The following is a 26,650-nucleotide window of genomic DNA, read 5'->3' as shown; positions in this document are numbered from 1 at the left end:
ACGTCGGATGGACTCAAGTGGTGTTGCCTTGGTGAAGCGTGCTTTGATTAAGAGGGAAGAGCCGGGGCAGGAAATGGCCATGGCTCTTCTATGGAGTAGTTTTATAGCTTTTTCCAATTTTTGGGCGTTATCCGCAACCTAACTCTCCCAGCTTCCTAACAGTTGAGAACCGCCCCAATTTCTCCATTTGATCTACTTGAGGAAGTAGCGTTTTCTTTGTTTTGGGGGATAGAAGACGATGGAGGGGCTGGTTAGCTGGATGTCAGGGAAGCCGGGCAGGGAGCGGACGGCGTGTGCATCATTGAAGCTCGCAAGATTGACAAGCTCGAGCGCTCCGGTGGTGCAGGCTTCAACGCAAGCAGGCTGTAGTCCCGCATCCTGGCGCGGGTAGCACATTTGGCATTTGGACACTTTTTGGGTTTCCGGGTTAAATTGCGGTGCGCCGTAGGGACAAGCGGAAACACAGAGCTGGCAGCCATTGCATAAATCTTCATTGATTTCAACAATCCCGTCGCGGCGTTTTGTAAAAGCCCGCTGTGGACAGACCCGAAAGCATTCCGGGCTGTCACAATGGTTGCATGATACCGACAAAAACATCTCAGGCGCTGTTTTATTTACTTTCCGCCAGCTGATTCCGGTGGGAGTCTGATTTTCATTTTTGCAGGCTATTTCACAAGCCCGGCAGCCAATGCAGTCGTCGGCATTGAAACAAAAACCCATTTGTTTAAACATGATTCTCCCTCCACTTCCTCAAGCCTACAACACTATCGTAAAAATACGTACTGCTGTCGGAGTTCTCGCTATCCTTTTTCTTGATCAGCTGATTGATTGGGTTGCTCCCAGCCTGATGGGTTAGGATAATCGAATCCGGAAGATGTGCTGAAATCTTGGCAATGCCGGCAATCTTGCCGAAATCATTGTAAAGTTCAATTTTATCGTGGTCTGCTATATTGTTTTTCCGTGCGGCACGCAAAGGAATCTCGATAATCGACTCATTCTCCTTGTCATCCAGCCACGCAACCCATTCGTACTGGGAATGGATTTTTAAGAGTGATTGTGGTGTAAACAATGTGTACCCATCACGCTCCGGCAAAGCAGTATCCAACGGCTGCGCATCGCCGCTAGCTTCTGGCGAGAAAAATCTGAAAGAAAGTTGCCCATCTTCAACCAAACCAGGCATTTCTTGTTTTTGAAATGCTTTTTCGAATAGCTGCTCAAATCGATTGATTCCGTACCGATCCATAACCGCTGGTGTTATCTCGGCGCGTATCCAGTCAATTGGCTCTTTTTCAGAAGGGAAGTTTGAGAAACCCGGGGATTTTTCATTCAGCCTTCTGGTCAGTTCGCGGGCAATTTGTAAATCACTCTTCGCCTCAAAATAGGAAGGAATCGCCTTTTGATTTAGCGATAGCCAGTAATGCCAGTAGCCGACATTCAAGTCTTCCTCCTCAAAGTGAGTTGCCGCCGGCAGCACGAGATCCGATTGGGCAGCGGTTTTTGTCAAATACATATCGACAGTGACAATCAGCTCCAGTTGGTCAATAAGCTTTTTCCAGGCAGGCAGGTTCTGGTCCTGGGTAAAGATGTTCCGAGATGCAATCCATAACAGCTTTAATGGCGGTTCGGAAAAGGAGAGAGCAGAGCTGGCGTAATCGCTAATATCAACGTAACGTGATTCCGCAATTCGGCTATGGGCTGGCCCTGCGTGGTTATAAAGCTTATTAGGAAAATCGTCAACATCAAAATGCATGAAATAAAGCCCTGCATGCGGAAGAGTTAGATTTCCAGTCAAGGCGGCAAGACTGTTAATCGCTTCGATGCTGTCATTACCCCGATGGTTTCTTTGGATGCCTAATCCTGCCCATGTGGAAACAGGCTTGATAGACGAATAAAGGCTCGCTAGTTCCGTGATTGCTTCAATTGAAACCCCAGTTCTTTCACACACCTGTTCCATGGAAAGATTCCACTTTAAAAAGGACACATAGTCTTCCCAGCCCTCGCTATATCCGTTTAGAAAAGAAGAAGAGGCTTGGCCATTTTCATACACAAGCTTGGCGACACCTAATGCAAGCCACATGTCGGTGCCTGGATTAATCTGGATATATAAATCGGCCTTTTTGGCAGTTTGAGTAAAAACAGGATCAATGACGACCAGCTTGGCGCCACTGCGTCTGGCTTCATAGATAAACTTCATCTGATGGACATTTGTTACGGCTGGATTTGCCCCCCAGAGGACAATCAGCTTTGAACCGGCCATTTCTTCTGGTATAGAGCTGAAGTTCCCGCCGAAGGACCGTTCGAGCGCATTTTTTCCGGTCAGTGCGCATGGATTTCCAATGGGTTTCGTGTGCGGGCCGATGCTGTTGAACATTCCTTCTGTAGCAAAATGAAGCAGGCCAAGGTTCCCGGAATATTTATTGTAGCCGGAGGCGAGGTTGGAGCCGTAGCGTTCATTCAGCTCAATCATTTTGTCGGCAATGATGGTTAATGCTTCATCCCATGAAATCCGCTTCCAATTCCCAGATCCCCGCGGAGTTTGCAGCATCGGATATTTCAGGCGATGCGGATTGTAGACGAATTGGGTATAGGCGTAGCCTTTGGCACAAAGGCGGCCGCGAGTGAATCCATGGGCCGGGTCGCCGGTCACCTTAACAAGCTTACCGGCCTTAACATGGGAGAGAATTCCGCAGGTTCCATAGCAATTCCTTGGGCACGTATTCCGATAAATGCCGTCCTCCATGCGTTTCACCCCCCTTGATTAGACTTTTTTCATTTTCTTTATTTTAAAAGCAGCTGAAATATTCAGCCTGTTGTTAACACTGTCTAGCTTATAATCGAGGATTTCCTCTATTTTCTTAATGCGATAGCGCATCGAGTTCCGGTGCAGGAACAACGCCTGAGCAGCAGCAGTCAGGTCGAACTGGTGATCTGAGAATACTTCAAGTGTGTCGGTAAAATCTGTATTGTTTGCTTTGTCATACTCAAGGAGCCGCCCGAGAATGGTTTCAAAGTATTCCTTCAAGTCTTGAATATCGTGCTTGTAAAGAATTCGTTCAAGCCCCAATTTCTCAAAGAAAGGAACTTTTATGTTTAAAAGTACACCCAAATCAAGTGCAATCTTCGCTTCCTGGAAGCTTCGGAACATATCACGCGGGTCGGGATATATTTTTCCGATTCCACAAGAAAAGACCCGTTCGGGCTCTTGCCGGTTCAGTTCATTCAAAACTCCTTCGGCAACAGTAAACGCCATGTCCCCAAGGTTCACTGGTTCCCCTATTTTCGCTGTTAGAATCAAGGTGACCTGACTTCCCCGTTTCATTGTAATTGGCTCCCAGTTCCTCGCTTGTACAAATCTTTCTATTATGTAGAGCATTTTGTTGACCAGTTTTTTATCCGCAGCAAGATGGTTAAAGTCACTGATCGCAAAAACAAGCACAGATTGAGATCCGTTGAAGTCCCAGTTCCAAACCTTTCCATACTCGAGAATATCGTCCTTTTGTTTCAGATTCCCATATAGGAGATCAAACAGGAAAGGTTCCTTGAACTTTAGCTTTTCCTGGCGAAATTCCAGATTCTTTTGCAGCTTTATAGCAAAAAGTGGAGCTGCGAATGATAAAAGTGACTGCGTTTGCTCCGAAAAGTTTGCAGTGTCTCCCTGTAAAAAGAGATAGCCCACCGTATTGGACCCAAATATGATTGCAGTTCCCCAGGCTTCTATTTCGCTGATATCAGTAGTAAGGAGATAGAGGGAAACGGCTGGGTCTTCAAGGAGTTTGAGCTGTTGGATTGCGAGGAGCGAGTCTACTTTTTCAAGTGGATTGCTTGAAACAGAAGCAATCAGCTGGTAGTGGGGGTTTGTTACTATGACCGGCATTTTGATAATTGAATGTAAGGCTTGTGCCAGTTGAGTTGTATCTTCATGGCTGGCCTTAATCAGTGTCGTCGCAATATCTGGTATGAAGAAGGATTGTTCCATTTTGGCAATTCCTTTCCAATGTAAACATAGTATTTATACTTTCATGGTAGCCCAATAAACCAAGTTAAACAATGAATGTCACAGAACCGTAAAAGTTGTTTCCGGTAACTCATGCCACAATTCCGACACATTCGTTGGTCCGGACGCACAAAAAAAAGTAACAAGTTTCGTGCAGTGGGGACATAGGAGGAGCAGCTGCAAAAATCTATAATGGGTATGTAAGTGAAATGTTTCACAAATAAAAAATAGAGGGTGACGAGCATGAAGGCCCTGACAAAAGAAACACTGCGATCTATCAACAATTTACCACTAAATAAATACGCTTCAATTTACGCTGATATTGAAAAAGAGACAGTAGTACAGATTGAACAATTTGGCCTGCCATTTGAAAAGAGGCCGGAAGCGTTTGAACTTGAAAACCGGTTAACTGAACTCGAAGACTGTGGGGCAGTCCTCCGGAACAACCGGAAAAGCATTGTTTCAAACGGGAAAATTTCTAGTGCTTGTGAAGCGTGCCAGACCGGGACTGGAAGCTATACGAGCTTTGTATCATTAAAATGCCATAGGGATTGCTATTTCTGCTTCAACAAAAACCAGGACAATTATCAGTTTTACCTCAACAATCAGAAAAACGTTATAGAAGAGCTGGAAACCTTATTTGCAAGCGGAACAATGCTGACTCATTTAGCGCTGACAGGCGGCGAGCCGCTGCTTCATCCCGATGAAGTGCTTTCATTTTTCCAGAAGGCCAATGACGACGATCCCCAGATCCATACAAGACTTTACACTGCCGGCGACCTTCTGACTGAAGAAATGTTAGCTGGTCTGAAGGCAGCCGGCCTGAATGAAATCCGTTTCAGCATCAAGATGGAGGATTCTCCGCAGAAGCAGAAGCATATTTTAGCAAAAATAAAGCTCGCTCAGGGTTACATTCCTGATGTAATGGTCGAAATGCCTGTCATCCCAGGAACCGAAGCAGAAATGAAGGAACTGCTGCTTTCTCTTGAAGAGCTAGGCATCTTTGGAATCAATCTTCTGGAATTCTGCTTCCCGCTTGGGAATGCGGCGGCGTTCAGGGAAGAGGGCTTAAAGCTGAAAAATCCTCCTTATGACATTTACTATAACTTCTGGTACGCCGGCGGGCTGGCGATAGCAGAGAGTGAGCGGCTATGCCTGGAGCTCGTCCAATTTTCGATCGACAACAACTTTAAAATGGGCGTCCATTATTGCTCTTTGGAAAATAAATTTACCGGCCAGATTTACCAGCAGAATCATGACCAGGTTCTTGATGGCACTTATTCCTTTTCACAAACGGATTATTATTTTAAAACCGCAAAAGTATTTGGCAGGGACAAGAAGGCGGTCCGGAAGGTGCTAGATAAGAAGGGTGTTCCATACACGGAAAATATCGAGTATGACTTTCTTCAATTCCCACCCGATGCAATGCCTTTCTTACGGAACAGGGAAGTGGATATTGTAATTTCCTCGAATGTCGTCGAAATGGACAGTGATGGCAAATCAATTAGAGAAGTGCATCTGGAATTGGCTGAGACCAAGGATTACAAAACCATACAGGAACCATACAGCAAGGAAAAGGTTAATCAGTTTTAAATAGGAAGGGTGAAGAACATGCAGGCAACCAAACAGGTAATCAAGGTTGACGATATCATGGATTTATTTTACGCACGCGCCTTTGGCTATGACATTTTAAGAAGGCTGTTTATTGAGGAGCCTTCAAGCGAATATCTGGCCGAGTTTATTGGGCAGAAGATGGTGGATAACATTCCGTTTGCGGGGGAATCTGAAAAAATCGCCTCTGGAGTCAAACTGATTAAAGATTTTTTAGCTGTCCATAACCCGATTCTTTCAACGATGGACTACGAGGACTTGCATTGGGACTACACAAGGCTGTTCATTGGTCCGTTTGAGGTGCCAGCACCGCCGTGGGAATCGGTTTACTCTAGAACCGACAGGCTGCTTTTCCAAAGGACAACGATGGATGTCAGGAAGCTTTACAAGAAATATGGGTATCAGGCGACTGATTTCAATATGGAAGCGGATGACCATATCGGCCTTGAACTCGATTTCATGTTCCACTTGAATTCACTGGCAATCGAATCGGGAGCGACGGTTGTTGAGACGTCTGTTCCTGAAATTGTTTATCTGCTGAAGGAGCAAAAGGATTTTATCGATAATCATCTTGGCAAGTTTTCAAAAGCATTTGTAAAAAACGTCACGGACAATGCGGGGACTGCCTTTTACAAAGGCTTGGCAATGGTGCTCGAAGGTTTCATTGAAATGGATTCTCGCGTTCTAGCAGAACTGCAGAATATAGAATTGATTAAGGATTAAAGGGAGGGTTTTACCATGTTGGATCTTGTAGAGAAAATAAGAGAATTTAAGATGTCAAGAAGATCCTTTATCGGCTGGACTTCTGCTGTGGCTGCTACTGCCGCGATTCCGGTAACACGCGGTTTAGTGGCGAAAGCAGACGAAAGCGGCGCCGGTGCAGCACAAGGTGAAGTGTGGAAAACCGCAGCATGCTGGCATAACTGCGGAAGCCGCTGTTTGAATAAAGTCCTTATTAAAGATGGCGTTGTCATCCGCCAGAAAACCGACGATACCCATGAGGATTCAGCAGACTTCCCGCAGCAGCGCGGCTGCCTTCGCGGACGTTCACAGAGAAAGCAGGTATTCAGTGCAGACCGTCTGAAATACCCGATGAAGAGGAAGAATTGGGAGCCGGGCGGCGGGAAAAAAGAACTGCGCGGCCGTGACCAGTGGGTGCGGATTTCCTGGGATGAAGCGTTTGAAATTGTTGCATCGGAAACGAAACGAATTGCAAATAAGTATGGAAATGAAGCGATTCTTGTTACCGGTGATGATTCGAATATACCTAATGTCATGAAAGCAGCCGGGGGTTATACATCCTGCTATGGCAGCTCATCATGGGGTGCCTGGAGATGGATTTGGGAACAGATGGGTGTCGGCGAAGGACTGATCGTCAACGGCATTAATGACCGTCTCGACCTAAGGAACTCACAGCTGATCGTCCTTTGGGGAGCAAATCCTGCATGGAGCACAATGGGAAGTGTAACGTATAACTATCTTCAAGCGAAGAAAGCAGGAGCGCGCTTTATCTCAATCGATCCGATGTATTCAGAATCAGCCCGCGTGTTTGAAGCAGACTGGGTGCCGGTTCGTCCGGGACAGGATGATGCACTTGCATTTGGAATTATGTACACGCTTCTGGATGAGGATTCACCTTCAAATCCATTAGTGAAGTGGGATTTCCTTGATAAATATACAGTCGGCTTTGATGCAGACCATATGCCTAAAGGTGCCGATCCAAAGGATAACCTGAAGGATTATATCCTAGGAACATACGACGGCCAACCGAAAACACCTGAGTGGGCATCCGAGCTTTGCGGCGTTGAGGCCAGCAAAATTCGCGAGCTTGCCAGGGAAATTGGCGGTACTGAACGGGTTGCGCTTTTAACAGGCTGGTCTCCTGCCCGTATTTCAAACGGAGAAGGCTGGGTACAGGCATTTTCTGCACTTGGTATGATGACCGGGCACATGGGAAGCCCGGGCAACATGACTGGTGTCAGCTGCTGGGAATATGCCGGTAACATGGGACCGTTCCTTTTAACAGCAGGAGCAAACGGCGCGCCATCACTTGAAAATAAGATTGATAACAATATTAACGAAAATGAAATTTGGGATGCTGTCCTGGATGGTAAATTCCTGCAGCGCTATGAGGGCGAGCGGAAAGCCAATATCCAGTTCATCTACCATAACTATAACAACACACTTCAGACACGGAGCAATATTGCAAAAGGCATTGAAGCACATCGCAAGGTCGAATTCGTCGCATGTAATGCATATGTACTTACCACTAATGCAAAGTATGCAGACGTCGTGCTTCCGGTTGCAACCCAGTGGGAAACTGAAGGCGCGGTAACAGGCGGCAACAGGGAAATCCTGATTACATGGTCAAAAATCGTCGATCCTTTATATGAATCCAAAACTGACCAGCAAATCGCCGAAGGACTCCTTGAAAAGCTCGGCATCAACCCTAAGGATGTATTCCCATTATCTGAAAAACAGCAGTACTTCAACCAGCTGGCTGGAAGCATGGTCATGAAAGACAATGGTGTCGATTATGAACTGCTTTGCACAATCACTGCTGAAGACATTAAGGAGTTCGGAGTAGAAGGTAAACCTCAGAAGGGCCGTATTCCATTGAAGCAGTTCATTGAACAAGGCATTTACCAGGTGCCTCGTAAGCCGGGCGATAATTTCGGCTTCATCGCATACAAGGATTTCATCGATGATCCAAAGAACAACCCTGTATCAAGCGAGTCCGGCAAATTCGAAATTTACTGCAAGGCGGTAAATGAATTGTCCAAAAAGGCATACTCAGAAATTAAGCCGATTCCGGTTTATGAACCAAAAGTTCATGGCTACGAATCTACTTTCGAAAACTGGGAAACAAAGAAAAAAGGAAAATATCCTTATCAAATTATCAACCCTCATTACCTGAGGCGTTCACACAGTACGTTTGATAACGTACCGCAGCTTCGTGAAGCCTGGTCGAACCCGGTTTATATCTCTAGCAGGGATGCGAAGGAAATCGGCATCAAGGATGGCGACACGGTGTTGATGTCAAATGAGTTCGGTAAATCACTCCGCCCGGCGAAAATCACAGAAGGCATAATGCCTGGCACAATCGGCCTGCCTCATGGAGCCTGGATTGATATTGACGAAAAGACAGGAATTGACCGCGCAGGTGCAGACAATTTGTTCGTCCCTCATATTCCAAAAGGACTTGGTTCTTCCGGTTTCAACCTTGCCCGCTGCAATGTTGAAAAGTGGACTGGAGAGCCGATTGAAGCAGATGTCAAATGGCCGCAGCGGATTATCAAATTCCAATAGAAGGAGGGTGTAAATCATGGCGCAAATGGGATTTTATATAAACGTTGCCGAATGTGTCGGCTGCAAAACCTGTACGATCGCATGTAAGGATAAAAACGACCTGGAAGTCGGCAGGAACTTTCGGAGGGTCTATGATTTTGAAGAAGGGACCTATCCGAAGCCATCCATCTGGCATCTGTCCATCTCATGCAACCATTGTGAGAACCCTGCATGTGTGGAAGGCTGTCCAACCGGTGCACTTTTTAAAAGGGATGAAGACGGCGTAGTCCTGATTGATCAGGACCGCTGCGCAGGCTGCCAATATTGTGAATGGAACTGTCCGTACGGCGCTCCTCAATATAACGAAGAACTGGGCAAGATGAGCAAATGTGATACATGTATCGACCTTCGTGAAAAAGGCGAAGACCCAGTATGTGTGTCTTCCTGTATCATGCGCGCAATCGAATTTGGACCAATTGATGAATTGCGTAAGAAATACGGTGCCACTGCGGATATTAAAGGCTTGCCGCATTCATCAATCACAAAACCGAACCTCGTTCTCGGAGGAGTTAAATAAAAGGAGGGATTATCATGCATGAATGGCCGTTGTTAATTTTTACAGTTGCAATTCCGGCAGCGGTTGGAGGAATTCTGTTCCTTTGGCTCCTATCCGGGAAGCTTGCCAAAAGCGGAATAGCTCTTGCGGATGTGTTGAGGCTGCCTCTGGCTGGACTCGCTGTTACATCGCTTATCGGTCTGGTTGGTTCGTTCTTTCACCTTGGCAGCCCACTGAATGCCATCCATATGATGAGGGGTTTTGGCCGCTCGTGGATGAGCAATGAAATCGTCCTTGCTGGCGCGTTCATCGGATTGCTGTGTATTGGGGCAGGGATGGTCCTTGTCTATAAAAAGGTGAATCCAATATTGATGCTAGTCACCGGACTTGTCGGCCTGGCCGCGATCTATGCAATGGGGAGCGCCTATACGGTAACACGGGTTAATGGCTGGGATCATTTGAACACATATGTGGTGTTCTATGGTACGGCATTTGCGCTCGGCCCGGTGCTGGCGACTGCTTTGCTGGCCCCGAAACTTTCCGGGGAGCAATTAAGGAAAGTCATTCAATGGGCATTTGCATTCGGCATCTTCGGAATTGGCATCCAGCTGATCGGCACGGCGATGTTCTCAGCCTACAGCACTGAGGTACAAATGGTTACTGGAGGAACAGCTGCAGACAAGCTTGCGCCTTATTCCGGAATGATCGGAATCCGCTGGGCAATCGAAATTCTTGCTCTTGGCGTGATTGGATATTTGTCTCTTAATGGGAAGCAAAAAGTAAATTACACACTTGTTGTTGCATCGCTGCTTGTGTTCATCGTTGCAGAAGGCATGAGCCGCTATGTGTTCTATGTTCTAGGTTCGTAAACGTAAGGTAAGTCAGTGTAAAAAAATGAAGGGACAGGCGGGAAACCTCTTGTCCCTTGTTTCTTAGGTTTCTTGTACTGATTTTTGCACAACAGGTCTCATCAGTGGAGGTGGATGGAATGAGTATTGTCGGGAGCTGGCTTGAGAGCCTTGATTTTCAGTATAAAATATCAGAAGCGTGTGTCCGCAAAAAGAGTAAGAGGGCAAGCTGTACAAACTGTCTTGAAGCATGCCCTGTGGAAGGTGCGATCAGGCTGGAGGAGAGAAATCCCGTTCTTGACTCGGAAAAGTGCAAGGAATGCGGCTCCTGCATGTCGGCATGTCCGGTTCAGGCGGTTGAAGGAGTATTCCCAAAAAGGTATGTCCGCGGCAAGGAACTGGTTGCTGACAATAGCTCGATTCCATCCGTTTCCGAGCTTCTGATTTATCATGCAAAAGGATTGGAAAGCATTTTGCCAGCGGAAGAAGCCTTGAACGACTTATGGCAGAAACGAATGGATGAGGCCAATGAAATCCTGGATTGCATTGGGCTTGAACCATACCGAGTACTGGAAGTTCAAAAGCTGAATGCCGGGGAGGAAACACTTTCGCGCAGGCAGTTGTTCACGTTTTGGGGGGAAGAAACTAAGAAACTGGTGAAGGATGTTACTCCGGCAAATTGGCGTTTCAACCATGACAGGCTGGAGCTTGCTCCTTATTATCCGGACTACCAGTTTTACGAGGTACAGGTTGACGCCGAACGCTGCACACTTTGTAAAACATGTGAGGTTCTTTGCCCAAAGCATTGTTTCAGCATAGGGGAAGCGGGGTTTACGGTAACTGCCCAGACCTGCTCCTCCTGTGGACTCTGCGCCGACAGCTGTCCGGAAAAGGCGCTCGAAATTAGGGGCAAAGCCTCCATAGCATCCTCAGAAACCCTAGACGTCCACCAGAAAACCTGCACCACCTGCACCAAAACCTTCCAAACCCTCCACAAAGAACAACAAAAATGCCCACCCTGCACCCGCCACAAACAAGGCTACCTCAGCAGCAGAATTTGCTAGGGCAGAGTAAAAAGGGTTAAAAAGGGGTCAGACCCCTCTTGTGGACAAATCTACAAATTTGTCCGCTTGGAATGGACAGTGAAGTGAGATAATTAATTGAACCTATTGGAGAGCCAGGTTGTAAGCCTGGTTCTTTTTCTATTTTGCGGTGGTAACTATTTAAGTTCATTTTGTATAGCGGGGTTTTAGCATACAGCACTTTTAGTGCGCCTCATAGTACTACTAGTTTTTCTTGTGAGATGACTAGTGAGTCTCTGAGTATTACTAGAGAAAAACGACCAAATAATATTTCATTGAGCAATAAAGTGCTAGCTTAAACAGATAGTACTTTTAGTACTACTCGGAGTACTACTAGTTTTTCAAGCGAGATGACTAGTGAGTCTCTGAGTATTACTAGAGAAAAACGACCAAATAATATATTCATTCAGCAATAAAGTACTAGCTTAAACAGATAGTACTTTTAGTACTACTCAGAGTACTACTAGTTTTTCAAGCGAGATGACTAGTGAGTCTCTGAGTATTACTAGAGAAAAACGACCAAATAATATATTCATTCAGCAATAAAGTACTAGCTTAAACAGATAGCACTTTTAGTACTACTCAGAGTACTGCTAGTTTTTCAAGCAACATGACTAGTGAGTCTCTGAGTATCACTAGAGAAATAGTACTAAATTAACCCGAGTTAAGTGCACTTTCAAGAATAATGCTTCGTAAATTCATAAAAGATTATATGGGACTCGCATCGCCATGAAGAATGCCAAACTCACCCTGGAATAAGTTCAAAACCTTCGTAGCAGGCATCTCCTACTGCTTGAAAACGGGTACACCATAAAAAGGCAGAGAGTTTTTACATTCCGATGAACTTTTCTACCGGACGATAGACAATAAATTAAAACATGATAGAATTGGAAAGTTGAAATTGTAAAATGCGTTCTATACGGAGGATACTATAAATGGATTTTCTGACACCTTTGCTCGACGAACAGCTGTTTTTATTGTTTTTGATCCTGTTCCTCGGTTCGGTACTTGGTAAGCTGAGCGTCAAAGGCTTAAGCCTTGGGACATCGGGCGTCCTTTTTGTAGCGATGATATTCGGCCATTTTGGCTATCAAATAAATGAAACTATCCAGCAGCTGGGACTTAGTTTATTCATAGTTGCTGTTGGACTTCAGGCGGGCCCGCGCTTTTTCAGGATGATGAGGACCAGCGGAGTGGTATTTGGGATTCTGGGGCTTTTTATTGTCCTTACAGGTGCAATTGTAACAATCTTTGTTACAAAAGCGTTTGACCTTACGCCGGCACTCGGAATCGGAATTATGACAGGTGCACTGACCAGTACCCCCGGACTCGCAGCAGCCTTGCAGGCAACAAATGACCCAATTGCATCAGTTGGATACGGTATTGCCTATCCATTTGGCGTTCTTGGTGTGGTCCTGTTTGTTCAAATTCTGCCTAAATTGTTAAAGACTGATTTAAAAAAGGACCTAGAGGCTACATCTGGACCAATCCGGAATGAGGAATCGCCTGAAGTAATTACAATCAAGGTGACAAACCCATCATTGAACAAGATGACTTTGAAGGAACTTCATTTCAATCAGCAGTTCAATCAGTACAACAGTGTTGTTATCAGCCGAGTCATTCGCGGGGATCGGAACATCATTGCACTGGGGGATACAGTCATCCTGAACGGAGACCATCTTGTCGCTGTAGGCTTAAAAGAGGATGTGGAAAAGCTTTGCAGCCAAATCGGTGTAAAGGCCGAGACCCAATTTGAAAATCATGACCATATTGTTCCTCGGAAGATTACCGTCGGAGCGGAGGAAATGATTGGCAAGACATTGAGGGAGCTTGAGCTAAGAAGAAAGTATGGAGTCACTGTGACCCGGATTGAACGGGGCGGCTTTGAATACAATCAAAGCCCAAAATGGCGCATGGAGCGAGGGGATGTTCTCCTTGCAGTCAGCAGTGAAGATAGATTGAATGATGTCGAAAAACTGTTCAGCGGTAAAAATCTCACTGTAACGAATGTTCATATTCTTTCATTAAGCTTAATTTTGCTGATAGGCATCCTTGCTGGTATGGCCCCTATCAACATACCATGGCTCGGGACGATTACACTTGGAGTTGCCGGTGGTCCGCTGTTTATCGCACTTATTATTGGCCATTTCGGGAAAATCGGTCCAATCCGGGCACGTTACTTCCAGCCATCCAACCAGGTCATTGGTGATATTGGGCTAGTCTTGTTCTTGGCAGGTGCGGGGACAACTGCAGGGCAAGGCGTTGTTGAGGTAGTGATGGAGGAAGGCTTCGGCCTGTTATTTGGCGGTGCTCTGATTACCATCATTCCAATGATTGTCGGCTACTTTTTATCAAGAAGGCTGTTCAAACTCAGCATCATTCATTCCATCGGAGCGATATGCGGAGGAATGACAAGCACGCCTGGCCTCGGTGCTGCCAGCCAGCTAATGGAAAGCGATGACCCTGCGATTGCCTATGCCGCAGCCTATCCGTTCGCACTCATTTTCATTGCAATCATAGCGCAAGTTTTGATTTTCTTTTTATAATAAATGCCAAGCCTGCTAAATCAAGTGGGCTTGGTTTTTTATATTTTTATAAAAATGTGAAAATTTCTTGTCTTTTGTAAATTTTTGAAGGATTTTCCAATTAACTTGAAGAATAGTATAAAAGACTTAGTTATTAATGGAAACCTATGTATTAATCCCTATAATTCTTCTTCTGGGCTTGCTGCTGCCTGCCATTAACTTGGAAAATTTCACAGACCCTATTGCTGCTAAGGAAGAAATACATAAAAACAAATTACAAGAGGATGATGAGCAGAAAAAAGTTGAAACTAACTGCCTTAGCTTAAAAATCATGTGTTGGAAGGCGGAATAACCGATGTATTGTACATCTTGCGGAATGTATCTCACCGCCCATGAAAAAGTTTGCTCCAATTGCGGAAAGTCTATATACGAAAGGCCCAAACAGCGTTTTGTCCCACCTGCTGATATCGAATATGAAAAAGGCTTTCTTTTAAAAAGCCAAAGGGAGGAATGCTTCATTGGGGAAAACTATGAATACTACCATAGCCAATGGAATCACCTGGAAGACAGGGAATCCAAACTTAGCTGGAACTGGGCCGCGTTCCTGTTTGGGCCTGTCTGGTTCGGATTCAGAAAAATGCCAGCCCCTGTCCTTGCAATTATGGGAATGCTTGTGGGTTTGGATATCCTGGCTTATTTAAGCGACTATCAACATCCGTATGGCCGCGTTTTTACCGTTTTAATTCTTACCCTTGGGTTATCTTTATGGATTCTTATGGGACTGTTAGGGAATTATATTTATTTTAAATATGCCGAAACCCGTTTTAGTCAAATGAACCGAAGCAGCATGACTCCCCTGGAAAAAAGGGAATGGCTAAAGGCAAAGGGAAACACTAGCTGGGCGGGTGCTTTCCTTGCACTAGTTCTATATCTACTCTATTTATCTGTTACTATTTATATAAGTATATAATCGAATTACATAGCTGCGTGCCAGTCCAGGAAGCTTTCCTGGACTTTATTGGTGCTGAAGATTAATAGTGTTAAAAGGAGGATACTATTGAAACTTGAATGGGAATCCCAATATATCAGGAAAATTCAGCTGAAAGAGGAGGAAGCGGTGGGCCAGGACCGCTATCCGTTTACACTGCCAATCATTCGGAATTTCAAGGGGATTACCTTTGATTCCTGTGTTACCTATATTGTCGGAGAGAATGGGATGGGCAAATCAACACTGCTGGAAGGGATTGCCGTTGCTTACGGATTCAATCCGGAAGGCGGAACAATGAATTTTAATTTTTCCAATTACGATTCGCATTCCGATTTGCATAATTATTTGCGGCTCGTTAAAGGGCCTTATAGGCCGACTGACAATTTCTTCTTCAGGGCTGAAACTTTCTACAACTTGGCTACTAATATTGATCAAATTGATGCAGTCGGATCATATGGAGGAACCTCACTTCATGAAATGTCCCATGGTGAATCCTTCTTTGCCGCTTTTAACGAAAGGTTTCAGGGGCAGGGGCTTTATATTTTGGATGAACCTGAAGCAGCTTTGTCTCCGCTAAGGCAGATGTCACTTCTAGCAAGGATTGATGACCTCGTCCATGAAGGATCCCAATTTATTATCTCAACCCATTCGCCAATCATTATGGCTTATCCAGGTGCAAAAATCATTGAGATAACCGAAGCGGGAATAAATGTAACAACACTTGAGGAGACATCCCACTATTCCATTATGAAGCAGTTTTTTGAAGACAGGGAACGGCTGCTGCGCCATCTGCTAAAGTAGATGAAACTGTACCGGCACAACAGTTTACTTACCCAGACAATGTTCTGGGTATTTTTTTGTCGTTAGTTAAAGTCTCACAGTTTCTTTACTCATTTCACAAATGGCCTGATGAGAGAAATTTCATGGTGTCCGAGGAGTTTTGCCGTTAAAAGGACAGGTTTCTAATTTTGCTGCATACAAATAAAGTATTGTATTTTTTATAAGAGGAATTATCCTTCGTGTATCGAAATATAAAATATGACCAGAAGGGAGTTTTACGATGGAACAACCGTTATTGGAAAAATTAAAACAGAAAACAAGTGAAAAGGTAACTGCCGCGCTTGGCGTATTAACGGAATACTTGAAGCTGCCGTCGATTTCCGCTCAAAATTTCGGAATTCCAGAAACAGTCGACTATGTTGCTAGGATGATAGAGGAAGCCGGCGGAGAAGTTAGAATCCTGAATGACCTTGGGGGAAACCCGGTTGTATATGCATTTTTTGCCGCCGGGGAATTTGGGGATACAGGAAAGACGTTATTGTTTTACAACCATTATGATGTCCAGCCGCCTGAACCGCTTGATGAATGGAAGTCAGATCCATTTATACCGATAATAGAAAATGACGCCCTTTTAAGGGGTGTGGCGGATAACAAAGGCGACCTTGTTGCCAGGCTTACTGCTATTAAGGTACTGAAGGAGATGGGCGGCCTCCCTTGCAATGTCAAGTTTTTGATTGAAGGCGAAGAGGAAATCGGCAGTCCAAACCTTGAGCCCTATTTGAAAAAATACAAGGAACTTTTTGCAGCCGATGCCTGCATCTGGGAGTTTGGCGGCAAGGACGAAGCAGAGCGAATAAACACGGTCGCGGGGATTAAAGGGATGGCGTACCTTGAGTTGACGTGTGAGGGGGCAGATATTGATATGCATTCCTCGGTCGGAGCTTATGTAGACAATGCGGCATGGCGGCTTGTCCAGGCGCTGGCAACATTGAGAAATGAACAAAATGAGATTTTGGTTGATGGCTTCTTTGACGGGATTATGCCTCCTACTGAAGAGGAGATAAATGCGGTTAAGTCCTTGCCATTCGACGAACAGGCAACTCAGAGACTTTACGGTCTAAAAAGGCCACTGATTACTGCAGCGAAGGGCAAAGACCCGCGCGAGGCAATGGTGTTCAATCCGACAATGACGATATGCGGCATTGTCAGCGGGTATACGGGCGAAGGCTCGAAAACAGTTCTGCCCAAGCTTGCAAAGGCAAAACTCGATTGCCGGCTCGTTCCTGGCCAGGATCCAGACCATATTGTGGCTTGTGTAAAAAGACATTTGGTTGAGAATGGTTTCGGTGATGTTGAAGTTACATCACTGAATGGCCAAAAAGCATACCGTTCCGACTTCAACCATCCTTTCGTAAAGCATGTTATGAAGACAGCCAATGAAGTATATGAAGCTGGCTGTGTCCTTGCCCCGAATTCTGCGGGGACTGGGCCTATGTATATATTTGGGGAAGAACTCAGACTTCCCATCATCAGTACTGGCGTTGGCTGGGTTAAATCGAGGGCTCATGCACCAAATGAATCCATCCGTCTTGCAGATTTTGAGCAAGGAATTGTCATATGGCATACATGCTAACAGGGCTGCCGGAGGCTCTAAGAAAGAGTGAGGAAATCATCGAAGCTTAGGGGATACCTTCTTAGTCTATGTAATAAGCGAAATTCAAAAATAAATGATAAAGCGGGTGAGCAGAATGAGGGGAATTCTTTATAAATTTGAGGAAGACCATGCTGTCATCAAACTTGATGGCACTGCGAAGGTTTTCCCAAGAGCGATTTTCCCAAAGCAAGCGGTACCAGGGGACGTCGTAGAAATCGAAGGAGACAACGTAATTATTTTAACGAATGAACCCGAGAAGCTTGCCAAAGAATTTGAACTTCTGATAGGAAAGGCCTTAAAAGACTAATAGTAAACCCCACTTCTATTGGAAGTGGGGTTTACCTATTGTTAAAATAGGAACAGGCCTAACGGTTATTGAAGTATACTTCCAATGTATCCTTGATATCGGTAACCTTGCTATCAGCCTCGATGGTGTACTTATTTCCTTCCAGGCATGCTGCAAAGTCGGTAATGCCTTGCAATTTAATAAAATCATCAATATCCGAAAGATTTTCTCCCGGACTTTCAAGGGCTTTCTCACCTACAAAGGAATCATTTACATACACTTTGTACTGATCTGCATTAAGTTTGGTATCGTTGGCACCATCAATATTTGCGGGGTCCTTATTAAAAATATTAATGGGAACAGGAATTCCGCCGATGCCGTTATTATTGCCATTTCCGTTGTGATTACCTACCATGTAAAACCCTCCATTCATATTGTATATCATTTGTCCCGCATGAACGGGCATTAACAATTGACGTGTACTTTCACGAATTCGGGAGTTCTGGGAAAAATCACTTGGAGTGTGTAAGACGGTCAATAAGTTGAAACATCACAGAGAGAAGTTACATTTTATAGTAAATTTACCCATGTAAAGGCATGTCAGACATAATAGAAGCAATTGGATAAAATTACCGCGGAGGTGAAAAATGGAAGACAAGCAGAAATGGAACGAAAAGTATGAAGAAAAACTGAAGGAGGTAAGGATGCCAGTCCCAAATGACCGGCTGGCTTTGCTGGCGTCCTATTTAAAAGGAGGGGCAGCACTGGATTTGGCCTGTGGATTGGGAGGCAATAGTTTGTACTTGGCCAGGCTTGGTTACAGAGTAAGCGCAATCGATCTATCAGATACTGCGATTCAGTATGTGCAGGAGCAAGCTAAAAGTTATATGCTGCCTATCCATGCTGAAGTCTTTGACCTGACAGAGTACGAAAGCTTGCCATTTGATGAGGATTCCTTTGAGTTAGCGGTCATTACTAATTATTTGGACAGATCGCTTTTTCCATATGTGAAAAGCTGGGTAAAAAAAGGCGGATTTGTTTTTATTGAGACTTTCTTTAATAGCCCTGAACTGCAATCACAGCGGATGTCGAAAAAGTTTTGCCTGAGTTCGAATGAGCTGCTAGAGGAGTTCAAAGGCTGGAAGGTGCTTTCCTTTGAAGAAAATGAACACGAAGGCAGACAAATGATTTTTTGCCAAAAATAATAAATAATCCCGTGCGGTATATGGCACGGGACTTCATTTAAACCCAACCATCTGGCAGGGAGCTTGTGTCTGCAATTGAATAGGCTGCATCGGTGATAGCCTCTGCCAGGTTAGCTCCGGCTCCTCCGACATGATTAAATCTAACCTCAGAGTCCCCACTTTTGGTAAAAGTATATCCAAACTGCTCAAGTTTCTTGACGATCAGCATGGCATGATCAAGATTCTTGTCAGGCTGGAAATCTGATACAGGGATGAACTTCCTGTTCTCGAAATCAAACCAGCGGTCCCAGCGATTCAGCTTCCAACCGAGTATGCGGCGTGCAATAGCCTCTGTTTTATTCATCTAATATATCACTCCTTTTCCAACATTATGGCTTCTTAAATTCAAGGGGTTTGTTATATAACACAACTAAATATTAACATTGTATTATATAACTATTGAATAGTGATTTATTACTATTTTGTAAAAATGATTTGTGGATGTAATTATTAACATCGCTCAAATGCAGAAGTACAAGGAATTGATTTGTAGTTTGATAGTTGTGGATCTACATCTTTACAGGTAATATAGATATATATAACGAATGAATGGTCATTCATTTTTAGGGGGGAGGAAAATGAATTTATTTGAAACATTGCGAGAAATTGAAAATGAGGTAAACCAAAACCCAAATCCGATTTTGGGGATTAACACTGTTTATCAGTTCGATATTTCCGGTGATGAGGAGGGTACATACCAGCTTCATTTTAAGGAAGGACAGGCAAAAGTAGTGAAGGGTTCTGAGTCCCCTGCGGACTGTACATTAAGTATGTCATTTGATAGTTTCCGCAAATTTTTGGCAGGTAAGCTGAATGGAACAATGGCTTTCATGACAGGCAAGCTGAAGATTAAAGGAGATATGACAAAGGCAATCAAACTGGAGACAATTTTACAACAATACAAGCTTGATGTTTAAAAAAACGAAAAGAGCCACAGATAAGGGACCTGCTTTAAAGGGTCTTTTTTTTGTGAAAAAAGGGGTGAGCAATCGCTTATCCATCCCCAAAGGAACTCTTTAATTGCCTCGATAACACAGAATATAAATTAAACCTCCCCAAAAATTTTCCCAACTGCGAACCATAGTTCCTCTTCGATTTTCTCCTTTAATTTTCCCAACAGAAGCGGGCACATGAATAATTGCGCTGCACAAACTTTCTGAATACACTCTAAATTACAGCCGGAAAAAATGCTGTGCTGTACATACCAAAGGTGGAGAGGAGAAATACAATGAAGAAGAGAACTAAGTTTGGATTGGCGCTGTTGGCGCTGTCTATGGGGCTCTCACTGTTTGCTGCTGGAGCTAGCGGTCAAGGTCCGGAGGGGGCTTCGAAGGAAACGTACCGCGTTGTAATCAAGGGGGCCAGCTCTGAAATGGCTAAAGCGAAACAAAGCTACAAGCCACGCTGGGATTTCGGTGCGGAAGGTTTCACAACTGAAGTAAACGAAAAGCAATATCAAGCATTGTTGAAAAATAAGAATCTGAAAATTGAACAGGTTCAGGAAGTGGCTTTAGACAGCAGAGAAAACCCTGCCGTCAAAAAGGATGTGGCAGCCAATGCAATCACTTCCTTGCCAAGCGACCGCACTCCATGGGGCATACAAGCTATTTATAATGATCCATACGTAACAGCAACGTCCGGCGGTTCAGGCATTAAGGTAGCTGTTCTTGATACGGGTGTTTATACAAATCACTATGATTTGCGAGGCCAGGCTGAACAGTGTAAGGACTTTACGCAAACATCCTCTCCTATTGTAAATGGTACTTGCACGGACCGTAACGGACATGGTACACACGTTGCTGGAACCGTTCTGGCAGACGGTGCGGATGATGGCTATGGTGTCTATGGTGTGGCCCCACAGGCAAAGCTTTGGGCTTATAAAGTTTTGACTGACAGCGGATCTGGATATTCAGATGATATCGCTGGTGCTATCCGCCATGTTGCCGACCAGGCTACTGCGACAGGTTCAAAAGTGGTAATTAATATGTCACTAGGGTCAAGCGGCAAAGATACAATGATTGCATCCGCAGTTGACTATGCATACAGCAAGAATGTCCTTGTAGTAGCAGCTGCAGGGAACTCCGGTTATGCAGCCAACACAATTGGCTACCCTGGTGCGCTGGTTAACGCTGTAGCGGTTGCTGCTCTTGAGAATGTTCAGCAAAACGGTACATACCGTGTTGCCAACTTCTCTTCACGCGGCAACCCTAACACTGATGGTGACTATATTATTCAGGAAAAAGACGTTGAAATTTCCGCTCCAGGTGCAGCAATTGAATCTACTTGGTACGATGGAAACTACAATACTATCAGCGGCACGTCAATGGCAACTCCGCACGTAGCCGGGCTTGCTGCTAAGATTTGGTCTTCCAACTTATCCTACACGAACAAGACTCTTCGCACAGAACTGCAAAGAAGAGCTAAATTGTATGACATCAATGGTGGTTATGGAGCAGCTACTGGAGATGACTATGCCTCCGGTTTTGGTTTTGCGCGTGTAAAATAATATTCAATTAAACAGCACCCCTTCAAGAAGGCAATAGCCTTGATGAAGGGGTATTTAGTTTAATAGAGACCATCGTGTTAACTCTATGAATTAGGGTTTACTTGAAACGAATCCTCATTTTTCTTGCCTATTTTTAAAGATTCCTCTGACAAACTCCTCTTTGAAGGCAGTGTATTCATTTATGCCGGTCGAGCCGTTTTCCAAGTATGCAAGCTTGATAGTAAGATATTGTTGTCTGGCCGTTTCGTTCGCATTTAAGTAATCGCGGAAGAAAGTCAGGTCTTTCCATAAATCCTGTTGATAGTCAACCATGTGAATAAAGTGTGTTTTCACTTCGTAGGTCGTGTCTGTATATTTGGCAAATACGATTTCTCCGGGGCGTTCAACTTTTAATCTTAAAAAGCCACATTCTTTTAAACTGGATATGATTTGCTTATCAAGGGCTTTGAGATCATCTATTCCAACTAAAAGGTCAATAATTGGCTTTGCCGGCATTCCCAAAATGGCTGTGCTGCCGATATGCTCGATTCTGTCCGTACTAAGACCGGTCTTCAAACAAATCTCCTCTCTTACCTTCTGAAATTCATCCGCCCATTCTGGGGTATACTCTGCTAACCTTACTTCATCTTTTTTTAAGCCTAATTCCATAGATGCCAGCCCCTTTCAATATATATTTTACCACGAATTGGATATTAAATTGCTTTTTACATTCGTTTGCCAAACATTTCGGTAAACGAATATTTTTAGATGAAATTAATTAGCTGCTGTGGTAAGATGGACTTTCATAATGATTTAAACAGGGAGATGCATATTTTGCCTATTTGGAAGCGGAATTTGTGGGTACTCTGGATTGGGGTCTTTTTTACATCGGCAAGCTTTTCCATGGTTATCCCGTTTCTGCCACTTTTTTTATTGGAAATCGGAGTTCATGACAATACAGAAATATGGTCGGGATTGATATTCAGTTCGGCCTTTTTTGCGGGGGCGATTGCATCCCCATTTTGGGGCAGGATGGCCGATAAATATGGCCGGAAGCCGATGATTATCAGGGCAGGGTTTGTCCTGTGTGTAATTTATACGTTGATGGCGTTTGTAACGAACCCTTATGAGATTCTGACATTACGGATCCTGCAGGGGTTGTTGAGCGGCTTCATTCCAGGAGCGATTGCCCTGATTGGAACCAATACACCGAATGAAAAAGTAGGCTATGCCCTTTCACTTATTTCGTCTGCATCTGCGTCAGGCGGAATCCTCGGGCCGTTGCTTGGGGGAGGGATTGCTGAACTCGTTGGCAACCGCTGGGCATTTGCAACTGGCGGTATTATCGTCGGACTCGCTACCTTCCTGATTGTTTTTTGGGTAAAAGAAGAAAATTTCAAGCCTAGTAAGGGGAAGGGCTCGGTTATTCAAGATTTTAAAATTGCTGCAAATAACAAACCATTTGTGCATGTTTTACTTCTGACCCTTGTAGTCAGTTGTTCTGTCATGATAATTGAGCCAGTGCTTCCGTTGTATATAGTTGATATTGGCGGTTCAGTAGATAAAGCAGCGCTTTTGGCAGGGATAGTCTTTTCCTTACCGGGAATTGCTAGCGCCATATTTGCTCCTTTCTGGGGTAAGTGGGCCGACAAACACGGTTTTAATAAGGTGTTGATGATTGGCCTCTTGGGTGGTGGAATCGGTACACTGGCCCAAATTGTCTTTACACATATCGTTGGATTTTCAATTGTCAGGTTCATTTACGGAATCTTTTTCTGTGCAGTGTACCCGGCCTTAAATGGACTCGTGGTAAAAACAACTCCAGCGGATTTCCGGGGCAGGGCATTCAGCCTCCACCAGACGTCGAACCAATTGGGGGGAATGGTCGGACCAATGCTTGGCGGCCTTATCGGAGGTTTTTTCCCAGTGCAAAGCGTATTCGCTGTAACAGGTATTATGCTGCTGCTTGCCATGGGAACTGTCTATTGGACTAATGGGGAAAAGCGTGCCACTTTAAAAAGAAAACTGGCACATCAGAAATAAGTAAAAATAGCTCGCAGTTACCTTTCTTTGCAAAACGGAGGAACTGCGGGCTTTTTTCTTTTGGTTTGGAGGAAAATTTTTATTTTTAGGAGGAAACAGCTTCCAGTGGAGCGAATTATTTTTAGCATAAGCATTACTTGGCGGAGGCTATAGATGACTAGAAAAGTAGAGTTTTGGCTTTGGGTTTTATTGACAGTCGGGATAGAGCTGCTGATCGCATACACAGGGTTCAAGCTGATTATGGAACGTGGTTATGTTTATACATTCCGCATTCCTGTTCACACTGGTTATACAACCTTCCCAATGATTCTTTTGTTTTGTTCGGCGGTGTTTTTAGCACTGTCACTCGGGGTATTCAGAAGAGAGAGCGATGAAGTGGAGACAACGTTAAAATATTTTGCTTCCTTTTTAAGGCATCCGATACCTGTAGGTTCACTTTGTTTATTCATTGGTACATTTTTGTTTTTATAAAATAAAAGCCCTTCTACCCATGTGGTATGGGAGGAATAGTGGCAGAAAGTGTGGCATATCAGTTAGTAGAGTTTGAAAGGAGAGGGTTCCATGGGTTTATTCAATCGGTTTATGTTGAAGGTCAAAGAATTGATGGGCATTAAGGTTGAAGAAAAACAGGTGGAAAAACAAATGTACGCAAAGGTAAACGGTCTGGATAGACCAGCTTCTTTTCCAACGAATGACCCTCTCTATCAAACGAAGACTGAGAAGAAAGCAGCATTCAAAGTCATCCAGGGCGGAAAAAAATAATATTTTAAATATGAGAAACCAAGAGGCACGTATCGCTTGCTATAAACGTAATTTTGAAGCTTTCCCGAGTTGTTTAGGGATAGCTTCTTTTGTTTATAAGCTTTGTTCCTGGTGTTAGTAACAGCTATTTCAGTATTAATATAAATAATGTATAATCATCTTATCTCGTATTAGCCAATAAGCACCATTCTCTATTTATAGGTTATAAAAAGGAGAGATAGGAGTAACTGGCCGAAAAGGCCAGAATCATGAAATGAAATTATTTCTTCGGGAGAAAAATTTATAGGGCTCTGGGTAACGGACAAGCAGTGGATAACCAGGCTGTTTGAAGTTTTTTTGTATAATGAATGTAAAAGAAGGGTTGCTTTATGTACAATATTAAAGCTGTATCAAAAATCCTTGATATGCCGACTGTAACGATCCGGGCCTGGGAAAATCGGTATCAGGCGATTACGCCGGAGCGGAATGAATCAGGGCATCGAGTGTATACAGAAGAAAATTTAAAAGACCTGAAATGGTTAAAAAAACAGGTGCAGGAAAACGGAATAAATATAGGCCAGGCCGTTAAGTTGTTACGTGATAAGAAGGAAAACAAAACAGTCTCCCTTCCCGGATGGTCATCTGCTCAAAGCTTTGATATGCAAATTGCTGAATTGTTTGAGGCAGTCGAAGAATTGGATTCAGCAAAATGCGAACTGTTGCTTGATCTTTATTTTTCACAGTTTCCTTACAGGATGGTTCTTCAATCCATAGTTGTTCCTCTTATGAATAAGGTAGGACAAGCTTGGGAAGAGGGCGTTTTTCATGTTGTGAATGAGCATATGATTTCTAACCTTGTTCAACAGCGAATCATGAAACTTCTCAATGTTTTCCCTGTTTCAGCGGATCTGCCAAAAGTGATGGCATTTTGTCCGGAAGGAGAGGAACACCAGCTGGGATTGCTGATGTTTACGGTATACCTGAGGGAGAGGCGATATCCGGTCTATTATATTGGTGCCAATACACCACTTGAGGGACTAGGGGAGCTGATTCGTGAAAAGGGAATTGAAATTGTAGCTCTCTCTGTTTCGGAAAAAATGGTTGAATCCGAAATGAATTATTTCTTAAAAACACTTCAAACACATAATCCTCAGCTAAAGATTATTATTGGCGGAATGGGTGTTAAGGAAAGCAAGAAATTGAGAAAACGCTGGTATATAACCCCTTCTGAATCAAATTGGGAAGATGCACTTCAGGATGTCATTCAATAATGGGCAGAAGGCTAATAGAAAGGACCCCAGTCTTGTTGTCTGGGGTTTTTTCTATCCTAGTGCATTGCTTGTGACCCCACAAGTTTTATTTGAAAATGAAAGTACTTTATTATTGCTTTTATTTTATAGTGGTTATATATTTATTTTACAAATATTATACAAGTGAGAGATTGGGGGAAGAAAATGTTTCTTGCCTGGAATGAGATCAAGAATAACAAACTGCGCTTCGGTTTAATTGTAGGGGTGCTCACGCTTGTTTCGTATCTGGTATTCTTTTTGTCGGGGCTCGCAAATGGACTTGAAAACCTTAATAAAGAGTCCGTTTTAAAGTGGGATGCAGAAGGAATTATCCTGACAGAGGAATCAGATATAAGTTTGCCGCAATCAATCATGGAAACAGGTGATTATGACGGGAATGGAGCCGACGATTATGCTGTACTTGGCCAATTCTATGCAATTGCGAGCACTGAAGATGTGAAAGGGAATGTGTCGCTGTTTGGTATACGGGAAGATGAGTTTATTATGCCTGAGGTGACAGACGGCAAGCCTTTCCAGAAGATAGGGGAAGTTATTGCGGATGATACACTGAAAGATGAAGGTTTTAAAATCGGCGATGTTCTGACACTTTCAGCTACAGAAGAGAAATTGAAAATTACTGGATTTACGGATAATGCGAGATTTAATGCCGCGCCGGTTCTGTATGGGAGCGTGGAGACGCTTCAGAAAGTACGCTTTGGCGAGTCAGCTGAGAGTATGAAAGATAAAATTAACGCCTTTGTCGTCAGGTCTGGCGATTTGAGTGATATAGAAGTAGCAGATGGCCTAGAAGTAGTCGGCACCCAGGCGTTCATAGAGAATATGCCCGGTTACTCTGAACAGAACATGACACTGACATTTATGATTTATTTCCTTTTCGTTATTTCTGCTGTTATTCTCGCTATCTTCCTTTATGTATTGACCATCCAGAAAATCAGTATTTTTGGAGTATTGAAGGCACAGGGGATCTCAAGCGAATATTTATCGAAGTCCGTTATTGCCCAAACCTTCCTGCTTGCATTAGCTGGTGTCATCATTGGTTTTGGGCTGACGGTTTTGACCGGATTATTTCTGCCTCCAGCTGTCCCGGTTGCATTCAACTATTTGGATATGCTTGTCTATGCTGTAGTGCTAATCGCGGTGTCAATCGTTGGGGCGCTGTTCTCGATACAGACGATTGTGAAGATTGATCCTTTGAAAGCGATAGGAGGCTAAAGG

Annotated in this window: 26 protein-coding genes; 20 read left to right on the top strand and 6 right to left on the bottom strand. The window is 44.0% G+C overall.

The genetic code is table 11. From position 1 onward, the window contains the following. Nucleotides 1–192: 192 nt before the first annotated feature. From AM500_RS17040 to AM500_RS17030, 3 genes are read right to left on the bottom strand one after another with little or no spacing between them, the layout of a single operon-like run. Nucleotides 193–732, bottom strand: coding sequence for a 4Fe-4S dicluster domain-containing protein (locus tag AM500_RS17040; RefSeq protein ID WP_053600286.1), 540 nt, complete (start codon nt 730–732; stop codon nt 193–195). Further along, on the bottom strand, nt 725–2,740 hold the full coding sequence (locus AM500_RS17035; protein ID WP_053600285.1) for a molybdopterin-dependent oxidoreductase: 2,016 nt from the start codon (nt 2,738–2,740) through the stop codon (nt 725–727). Before AM500_RS17035 ends, AM500_RS17040 begins: the two co-directional genes overlap by 8 nt. A gap of 18 nt (nt 2,741–2,758) precedes the next feature. After that, a complete protein-coding gene (locus AM500_RS17030; RefSeq protein WP_053600284.1) occupies nt 2,759–3,976 on the bottom strand; it encodes a PucR family transcriptional regulator in 1,218 nt (405 codons plus the stop codon). A 261-nt stretch (nt 3,977–4,237) separates the two neighbouring features. Here AM500_RS17030 and AM500_RS17025 point away from each other — a divergent pair, with 261 nt between their 5' ends. The 12 genes from AM500_RS17025 (at nt 4,238) to AM500_RS16970 (ending at nt 17,633) form a co-directional block, all read left to right on the top strand. Beyond that, nucleotides 4,238–5,587 (top strand): radical SAM protein, encoded by a 1,350-nt coding sequence (locus AM500_RS17025; RefSeq protein ID WP_053600283.1) that lies wholly within the window; start codon nt 4,238–4,240, stop codon nt 5,585–5,587. Between the two features lie 18 nt (nt 5,588–5,605). Further along, complete coding sequence (locus AM500_RS17020; RefSeq protein WP_053600282.1) at nt 5,606–6,328, top strand: TorD/DmsD family molecular chaperone; 723 nt, start codon at nt 5,606–5,608, stop codon at nt 6,326–6,328. Nucleotides 6,329–6,343: 15 nt separating this feature from the next. Continuing rightward, nucleotides 6,344–8,914, top strand: coding sequence for a molybdopterin-dependent oxidoreductase (locus AM500_RS17015; RefSeq protein WP_053600281.1), 2,571 nt, complete (start codon nt 6,344–6,346; stop codon nt 8,912–8,914). 16 nt (nt 8,915–8,930) lie between these two features. Then, entirely contained in the window at nt 8,931–9,470 is a 540-nt protein-coding gene (locus AM500_RS17010; protein ID WP_053600280.1) for a DMSO/selenate family reductase complex B subunit, read from the top strand. A 14-nt stretch (nt 9,471–9,484) separates the two neighbouring features. Next, a complete protein-coding gene (locus AM500_RS17005) occupies nt 9,485–10,318 on the top strand; it encodes a dimethyl sulfoxide reductase anchor subunit family protein (protein ID WP_053600279.1) in 834 nt (277 codons plus the stop codon). A 119-nt stretch (nt 10,319–10,437) separates the two neighbouring features. After that, a complete protein-coding gene (locus AM500_RS17000; RefSeq protein ID WP_053600278.1) occupies nt 10,438–11,361 on the top strand; it encodes a 4Fe-4S dicluster domain-containing protein in 924 nt (307 codons plus the stop codon). Nucleotides 11,362–12,314: 953 nt separating this feature from the next. Beyond that, entirely contained in the window at nt 12,315–13,925 is a 1,611-nt protein-coding gene (locus AM500_RS16995; protein ID WP_053600277.1) for an aspartate:alanine exchanger family transporter, read from the top strand. Between the two features lie 136 nt (nt 13,926–14,061). Next, the gene (locus AM500_RS16990) at nt 14,062–14,256 is read left to right on the top strand and encodes a hypothetical protein (protein WP_053600276.1); all 195 of its coding nucleotides are present in this window, start codon (nt 14,062–14,064) and stop codon (nt 14,254–14,256) included. A 3-nt stretch (nt 14,257–14,259) separates the two neighbouring features. Beyond that, on the top strand, nt 14,260–14,874 hold the full coding sequence (locus tag AM500_RS16985) for a DUF2628 domain-containing protein (protein ID WP_053600275.1): 615 nt from the start codon (nt 14,260–14,262) through the stop codon (nt 14,872–14,874). Between the two features lie 87 nt (nt 14,875–14,961). After that, complete coding sequence (locus tag AM500_RS16980; RefSeq protein WP_053600274.1) at nt 14,962–15,693, top strand: AAA family ATPase; 732 nt, start codon at nt 14,962–14,964, stop codon at nt 15,691–15,693. A gap of 259 nt (nt 15,694–15,952) precedes the next feature. After that, nucleotides 15,953–17,305 (top strand): M20/M25/M40 family metallo-hydrolase, encoded by a 1,353-nt coding sequence (locus AM500_RS16975; RefSeq protein WP_053600273.1) that lies wholly within the window; start codon nt 15,953–15,955, stop codon nt 17,303–17,305. 115 nt (nt 17,306–17,420) lie between these two features. Next, entirely contained in the window at nt 17,421–17,633 is a 213-nt protein-coding gene (locus tag AM500_RS16970; protein WP_053600272.1) for a hypothetical protein, read from the top strand. Nucleotides 17,634–17,691: 58 nt separating this feature from the next. Here the strand turns inward: AM500_RS16970 and AM500_RS16965 are convergent, their stop codons facing one another. Further along, nucleotides 17,692–18,027, bottom strand: coding sequence for a hypothetical protein (locus tag AM500_RS16965; protein ID WP_053600271.1), 336 nt, complete (start codon nt 18,025–18,027; stop codon nt 17,692–17,694). A 232-nt stretch (nt 18,028–18,259) separates the two neighbouring features. Between AM500_RS16965 and AM500_RS16960 the strand changes: the two genes are divergently transcribed. Beyond that, nucleotides 18,260–18,817, top strand: coding sequence for a class I SAM-dependent methyltransferase (locus AM500_RS16960; RefSeq protein ID WP_053600270.1), 558 nt, complete (start codon nt 18,260–18,262; stop codon nt 18,815–18,817). Between the two features lie 37 nt (nt 18,818–18,854). On the opposite strand, the gene AM500_RS16955 is transcribed toward AM500_RS16960, so the two are convergent. After that, nucleotides 18,855–19,160, bottom strand: a complete 306-nt coding sequence (locus AM500_RS16955; RefSeq protein WP_053600269.1) for a BC1872 family protein — start codon at nt 19,158–19,160, stop codon at nt 18,855–18,857. A 274-nt stretch (nt 19,161–19,434) separates the two neighbouring features. Here AM500_RS16955 and AM500_RS16950 point away from each other — a divergent pair, with 274 nt between their 5' ends. After that, a complete protein-coding gene (locus AM500_RS16950) occupies nt 19,435–19,773 on the top strand; it encodes an SCP2 sterol-binding domain-containing protein (RefSeq protein ID WP_053600268.1) in 339 nt (112 codons plus the stop codon). A gap of 311 nt (nt 19,774–20,084) precedes the next feature. Next, complete coding sequence (locus AM500_RS16945; RefSeq protein WP_053600267.1) at nt 20,085–21,362, top strand: S8 family peptidase; 1,278 nt, start codon at nt 20,085–20,087, stop codon at nt 21,360–21,362. 114 nt (nt 21,363–21,476) lie between these two features. Here AM500_RS16945 and AM500_RS16940 read toward each other — a convergent pair whose 3' ends face one another. Further along, complete coding sequence (locus AM500_RS16940) at nt 21,477–22,010, bottom strand: GrpB family protein (protein WP_053600266.1); 534 nt, start codon at nt 22,008–22,010, stop codon at nt 21,477–21,479. Between the two features lie 165 nt (nt 22,011–22,175). Here AM500_RS16940 and AM500_RS16935 point away from each other — a divergent pair, with 165 nt between their 5' ends. From AM500_RS16935 to AM500_RS16915, 5 genes are all read left to right on the top strand, one after another. After that, the gene (locus tag AM500_RS16935; protein WP_156319837.1) at nt 22,176–23,384 is read left to right on the top strand and encodes an MFS transporter; all 1,209 of its coding nucleotides are present in this window, start codon (nt 22,176–22,178) and stop codon (nt 23,382–23,384) included. Nucleotides 23,385–23,537: 153 nt separating this feature from the next. Then, the gene (locus tag AM500_RS16930) at nt 23,538–23,855 is read left to right on the top strand and encodes a hypothetical protein (protein ID WP_053600264.1); all 318 of its coding nucleotides are present in this window, start codon (nt 23,538–23,540) and stop codon (nt 23,853–23,855) included. Nucleotides 23,856–23,945: 90 nt separating this feature from the next. Beyond that, nucleotides 23,946–24,146: a hypothetical protein gene (locus tag AM500_RS16925; RefSeq protein WP_053600263.1), complete on the top strand. Its 201-nt coding sequence runs from the start codon at nt 23,946–23,948 to the stop codon at nt 24,144–24,146. 368 nt (nt 24,147–24,514) lie between these two features. Beyond that, on the top strand, nt 24,515–25,396 hold the full coding sequence (locus AM500_RS16920) for a MerR family transcriptional regulator (RefSeq protein ID WP_053600262.1): 882 nt from the start codon (nt 24,515–24,517) through the stop codon (nt 25,394–25,396). A 183-nt stretch (nt 25,397–25,579) separates the two neighbouring features. After that, a complete protein-coding gene (locus AM500_RS16915; protein ID WP_053600261.1) occupies nt 25,580–26,647 on the top strand; it encodes an ABC transporter permease in 1,068 nt (355 codons plus the stop codon). Nucleotides 26,648–26,650 lie beyond the last annotated feature (3 nt).

The organism is Bacillus sp. FJAT-18017, assembly GCF_001278805.1.
Classification (GTDB): domain Bacteria; phylum Bacillota; class Bacilli; order Bacillales; family Cytobacillaceae; genus Bacillus_D.
This window is presented reverse-complemented; position numbering and strand designations above follow the sequence as displayed.

What these genes read in the sequence shown, in the direction of transcription:
- AM500_RS17040 (WP_053600286.1), bottom strand. Translation starts at nt 732, where the DNA reads ATGTTTAAACAAATGGGTTTTTGTTTCAATGCCGACGACTGCATTGGC.
- AM500_RS17035 (WP_053600285.1), bottom strand. Translation starts at nt 2,740, where the DNA reads ATGGAGGACGGCATTTATCGGAATACGTGCCCAAGGAATTGCTATGGA.
- AM500_RS17030 (WP_053600284.1), bottom strand. Translation starts at nt 3,976, where the DNA reads ATGGAACAATCCTTCTTCATACCAGATATTGCGACGACACTGATTAAG.
- AM500_RS17025 (WP_053600283.1), top strand. Translation starts at nt 4,238, where the DNA reads ATGAAGGCCCTGACAAAAGAAACACTGCGATCTATCAACAATTTACCA.
- AM500_RS17020 (WP_053600282.1), top strand. Translation starts at nt 5,606, where the DNA reads ATGCAGGCAACCAAACAGGTAATCAAGGTTGACGATATCATGGATTTA.
- AM500_RS17015 (WP_053600281.1), top strand. Translation starts at nt 6,344, where the DNA reads ATGTTGGATCTTGTAGAGAAAATAAGAGAATTTAAGATGTCAAGAAGA.
- AM500_RS17010 (WP_053600280.1), top strand. Translation starts at nt 8,931, where the DNA reads ATGGCGCAAATGGGATTTTATATAAACGTTGCCGAATGTGTCGGCTGC.
- AM500_RS17005 (WP_053600279.1), top strand. Translation starts at nt 9,485, where the DNA reads ATGCATGAATGGCCGTTGTTAATTTTTACAGTTGCAATTCCGGCAGCG.
- AM500_RS17000 (WP_053600278.1), top strand. Translation starts at nt 10,438, where the DNA reads ATGAGTATTGTCGGGAGCTGGCTTGAGAGCCTTGATTTTCAGTATAAA.
- AM500_RS16995 (WP_053600277.1), top strand. Translation starts at nt 12,315, where the DNA reads ATGGATTTTCTGACACCTTTGCTCGACGAACAGCTGTTTTTATTGTTT.
- AM500_RS16990 (WP_053600276.1), top strand. Translation starts at nt 14,062, where the DNA reads ATGGAAACCTATGTATTAATCCCTATAATTCTTCTTCTGGGCTTGCTG.
- AM500_RS16985 (WP_053600275.1), top strand. Translation starts at nt 14,260, where the DNA reads ATGTATTGTACATCTTGCGGAATGTATCTCACCGCCCATGAAAAAGTT.
- AM500_RS16975 (WP_053600273.1), top strand. Translation starts at nt 15,953, where the DNA reads ATGGAACAACCGTTATTGGAAAAATTAAAACAGAAAACAAGTGAAAAG.
- AM500_RS16970 (WP_053600272.1), top strand. Translation starts at nt 17,421, where the DNA reads ATGAGGGGAATTCTTTATAAATTTGAGGAAGACCATGCTGTCATCAAA.
- AM500_RS16965 (WP_053600271.1), bottom strand. Translation starts at nt 18,027, where the DNA reads ATGGTAGGTAATCACAACGGAAATGGCAATAATAACGGCATCGGCGGA.
- AM500_RS16960 (WP_053600270.1), top strand. Translation starts at nt 18,260, where the DNA reads ATGGAAGACAAGCAGAAATGGAACGAAAAGTATGAAGAAAAACTGAAG.
- AM500_RS16955 (WP_053600269.1), bottom strand. Translation starts at nt 19,160, where the DNA reads ATGAATAAAACAGAGGCTATTGCACGCCGCATACTCGGTTGGAAGCTG.
- AM500_RS16950 (WP_053600268.1), top strand. Translation starts at nt 19,435, where the DNA reads ATGAATTTATTTGAAACATTGCGAGAAATTGAAAATGAGGTAAACCAA.
- AM500_RS16945 (WP_053600267.1), top strand. Translation starts at nt 20,085, where the DNA reads ATGAAGAAGAGAACTAAGTTTGGATTGGCGCTGTTGGCGCTGTCTATG.
- AM500_RS16940 (WP_053600266.1), bottom strand. Translation starts at nt 22,010, where the DNA reads ATGGAATTAGGCTTAAAAAAAGATGAAGTAAGGTTAGCAGAGTATACC.
- AM500_RS16930 (WP_053600264.1), top strand. Translation starts at nt 23,538, where the DNA reads ATGACTAGAAAAGTAGAGTTTTGGCTTTGGGTTTTATTGACAGTCGGG.
- AM500_RS16925 (WP_053600263.1), top strand. Translation starts at nt 23,946, where the DNA reads ATGGGTTTATTCAATCGGTTTATGTTGAAGGTCAAAGAATTGATGGGC.
- AM500_RS16920 (WP_053600262.1), top strand. Translation starts at nt 24,515, where the DNA reads ATGTACAATATTAAAGCTGTATCAAAAATCCTTGATATGCCGACTGTA.
- AM500_RS16915 (WP_053600261.1), top strand. Translation starts at nt 25,580, where the DNA reads ATGTTTCTTGCCTGGAATGAGATCAAGAATAACAAACTGCGCTTCGGT.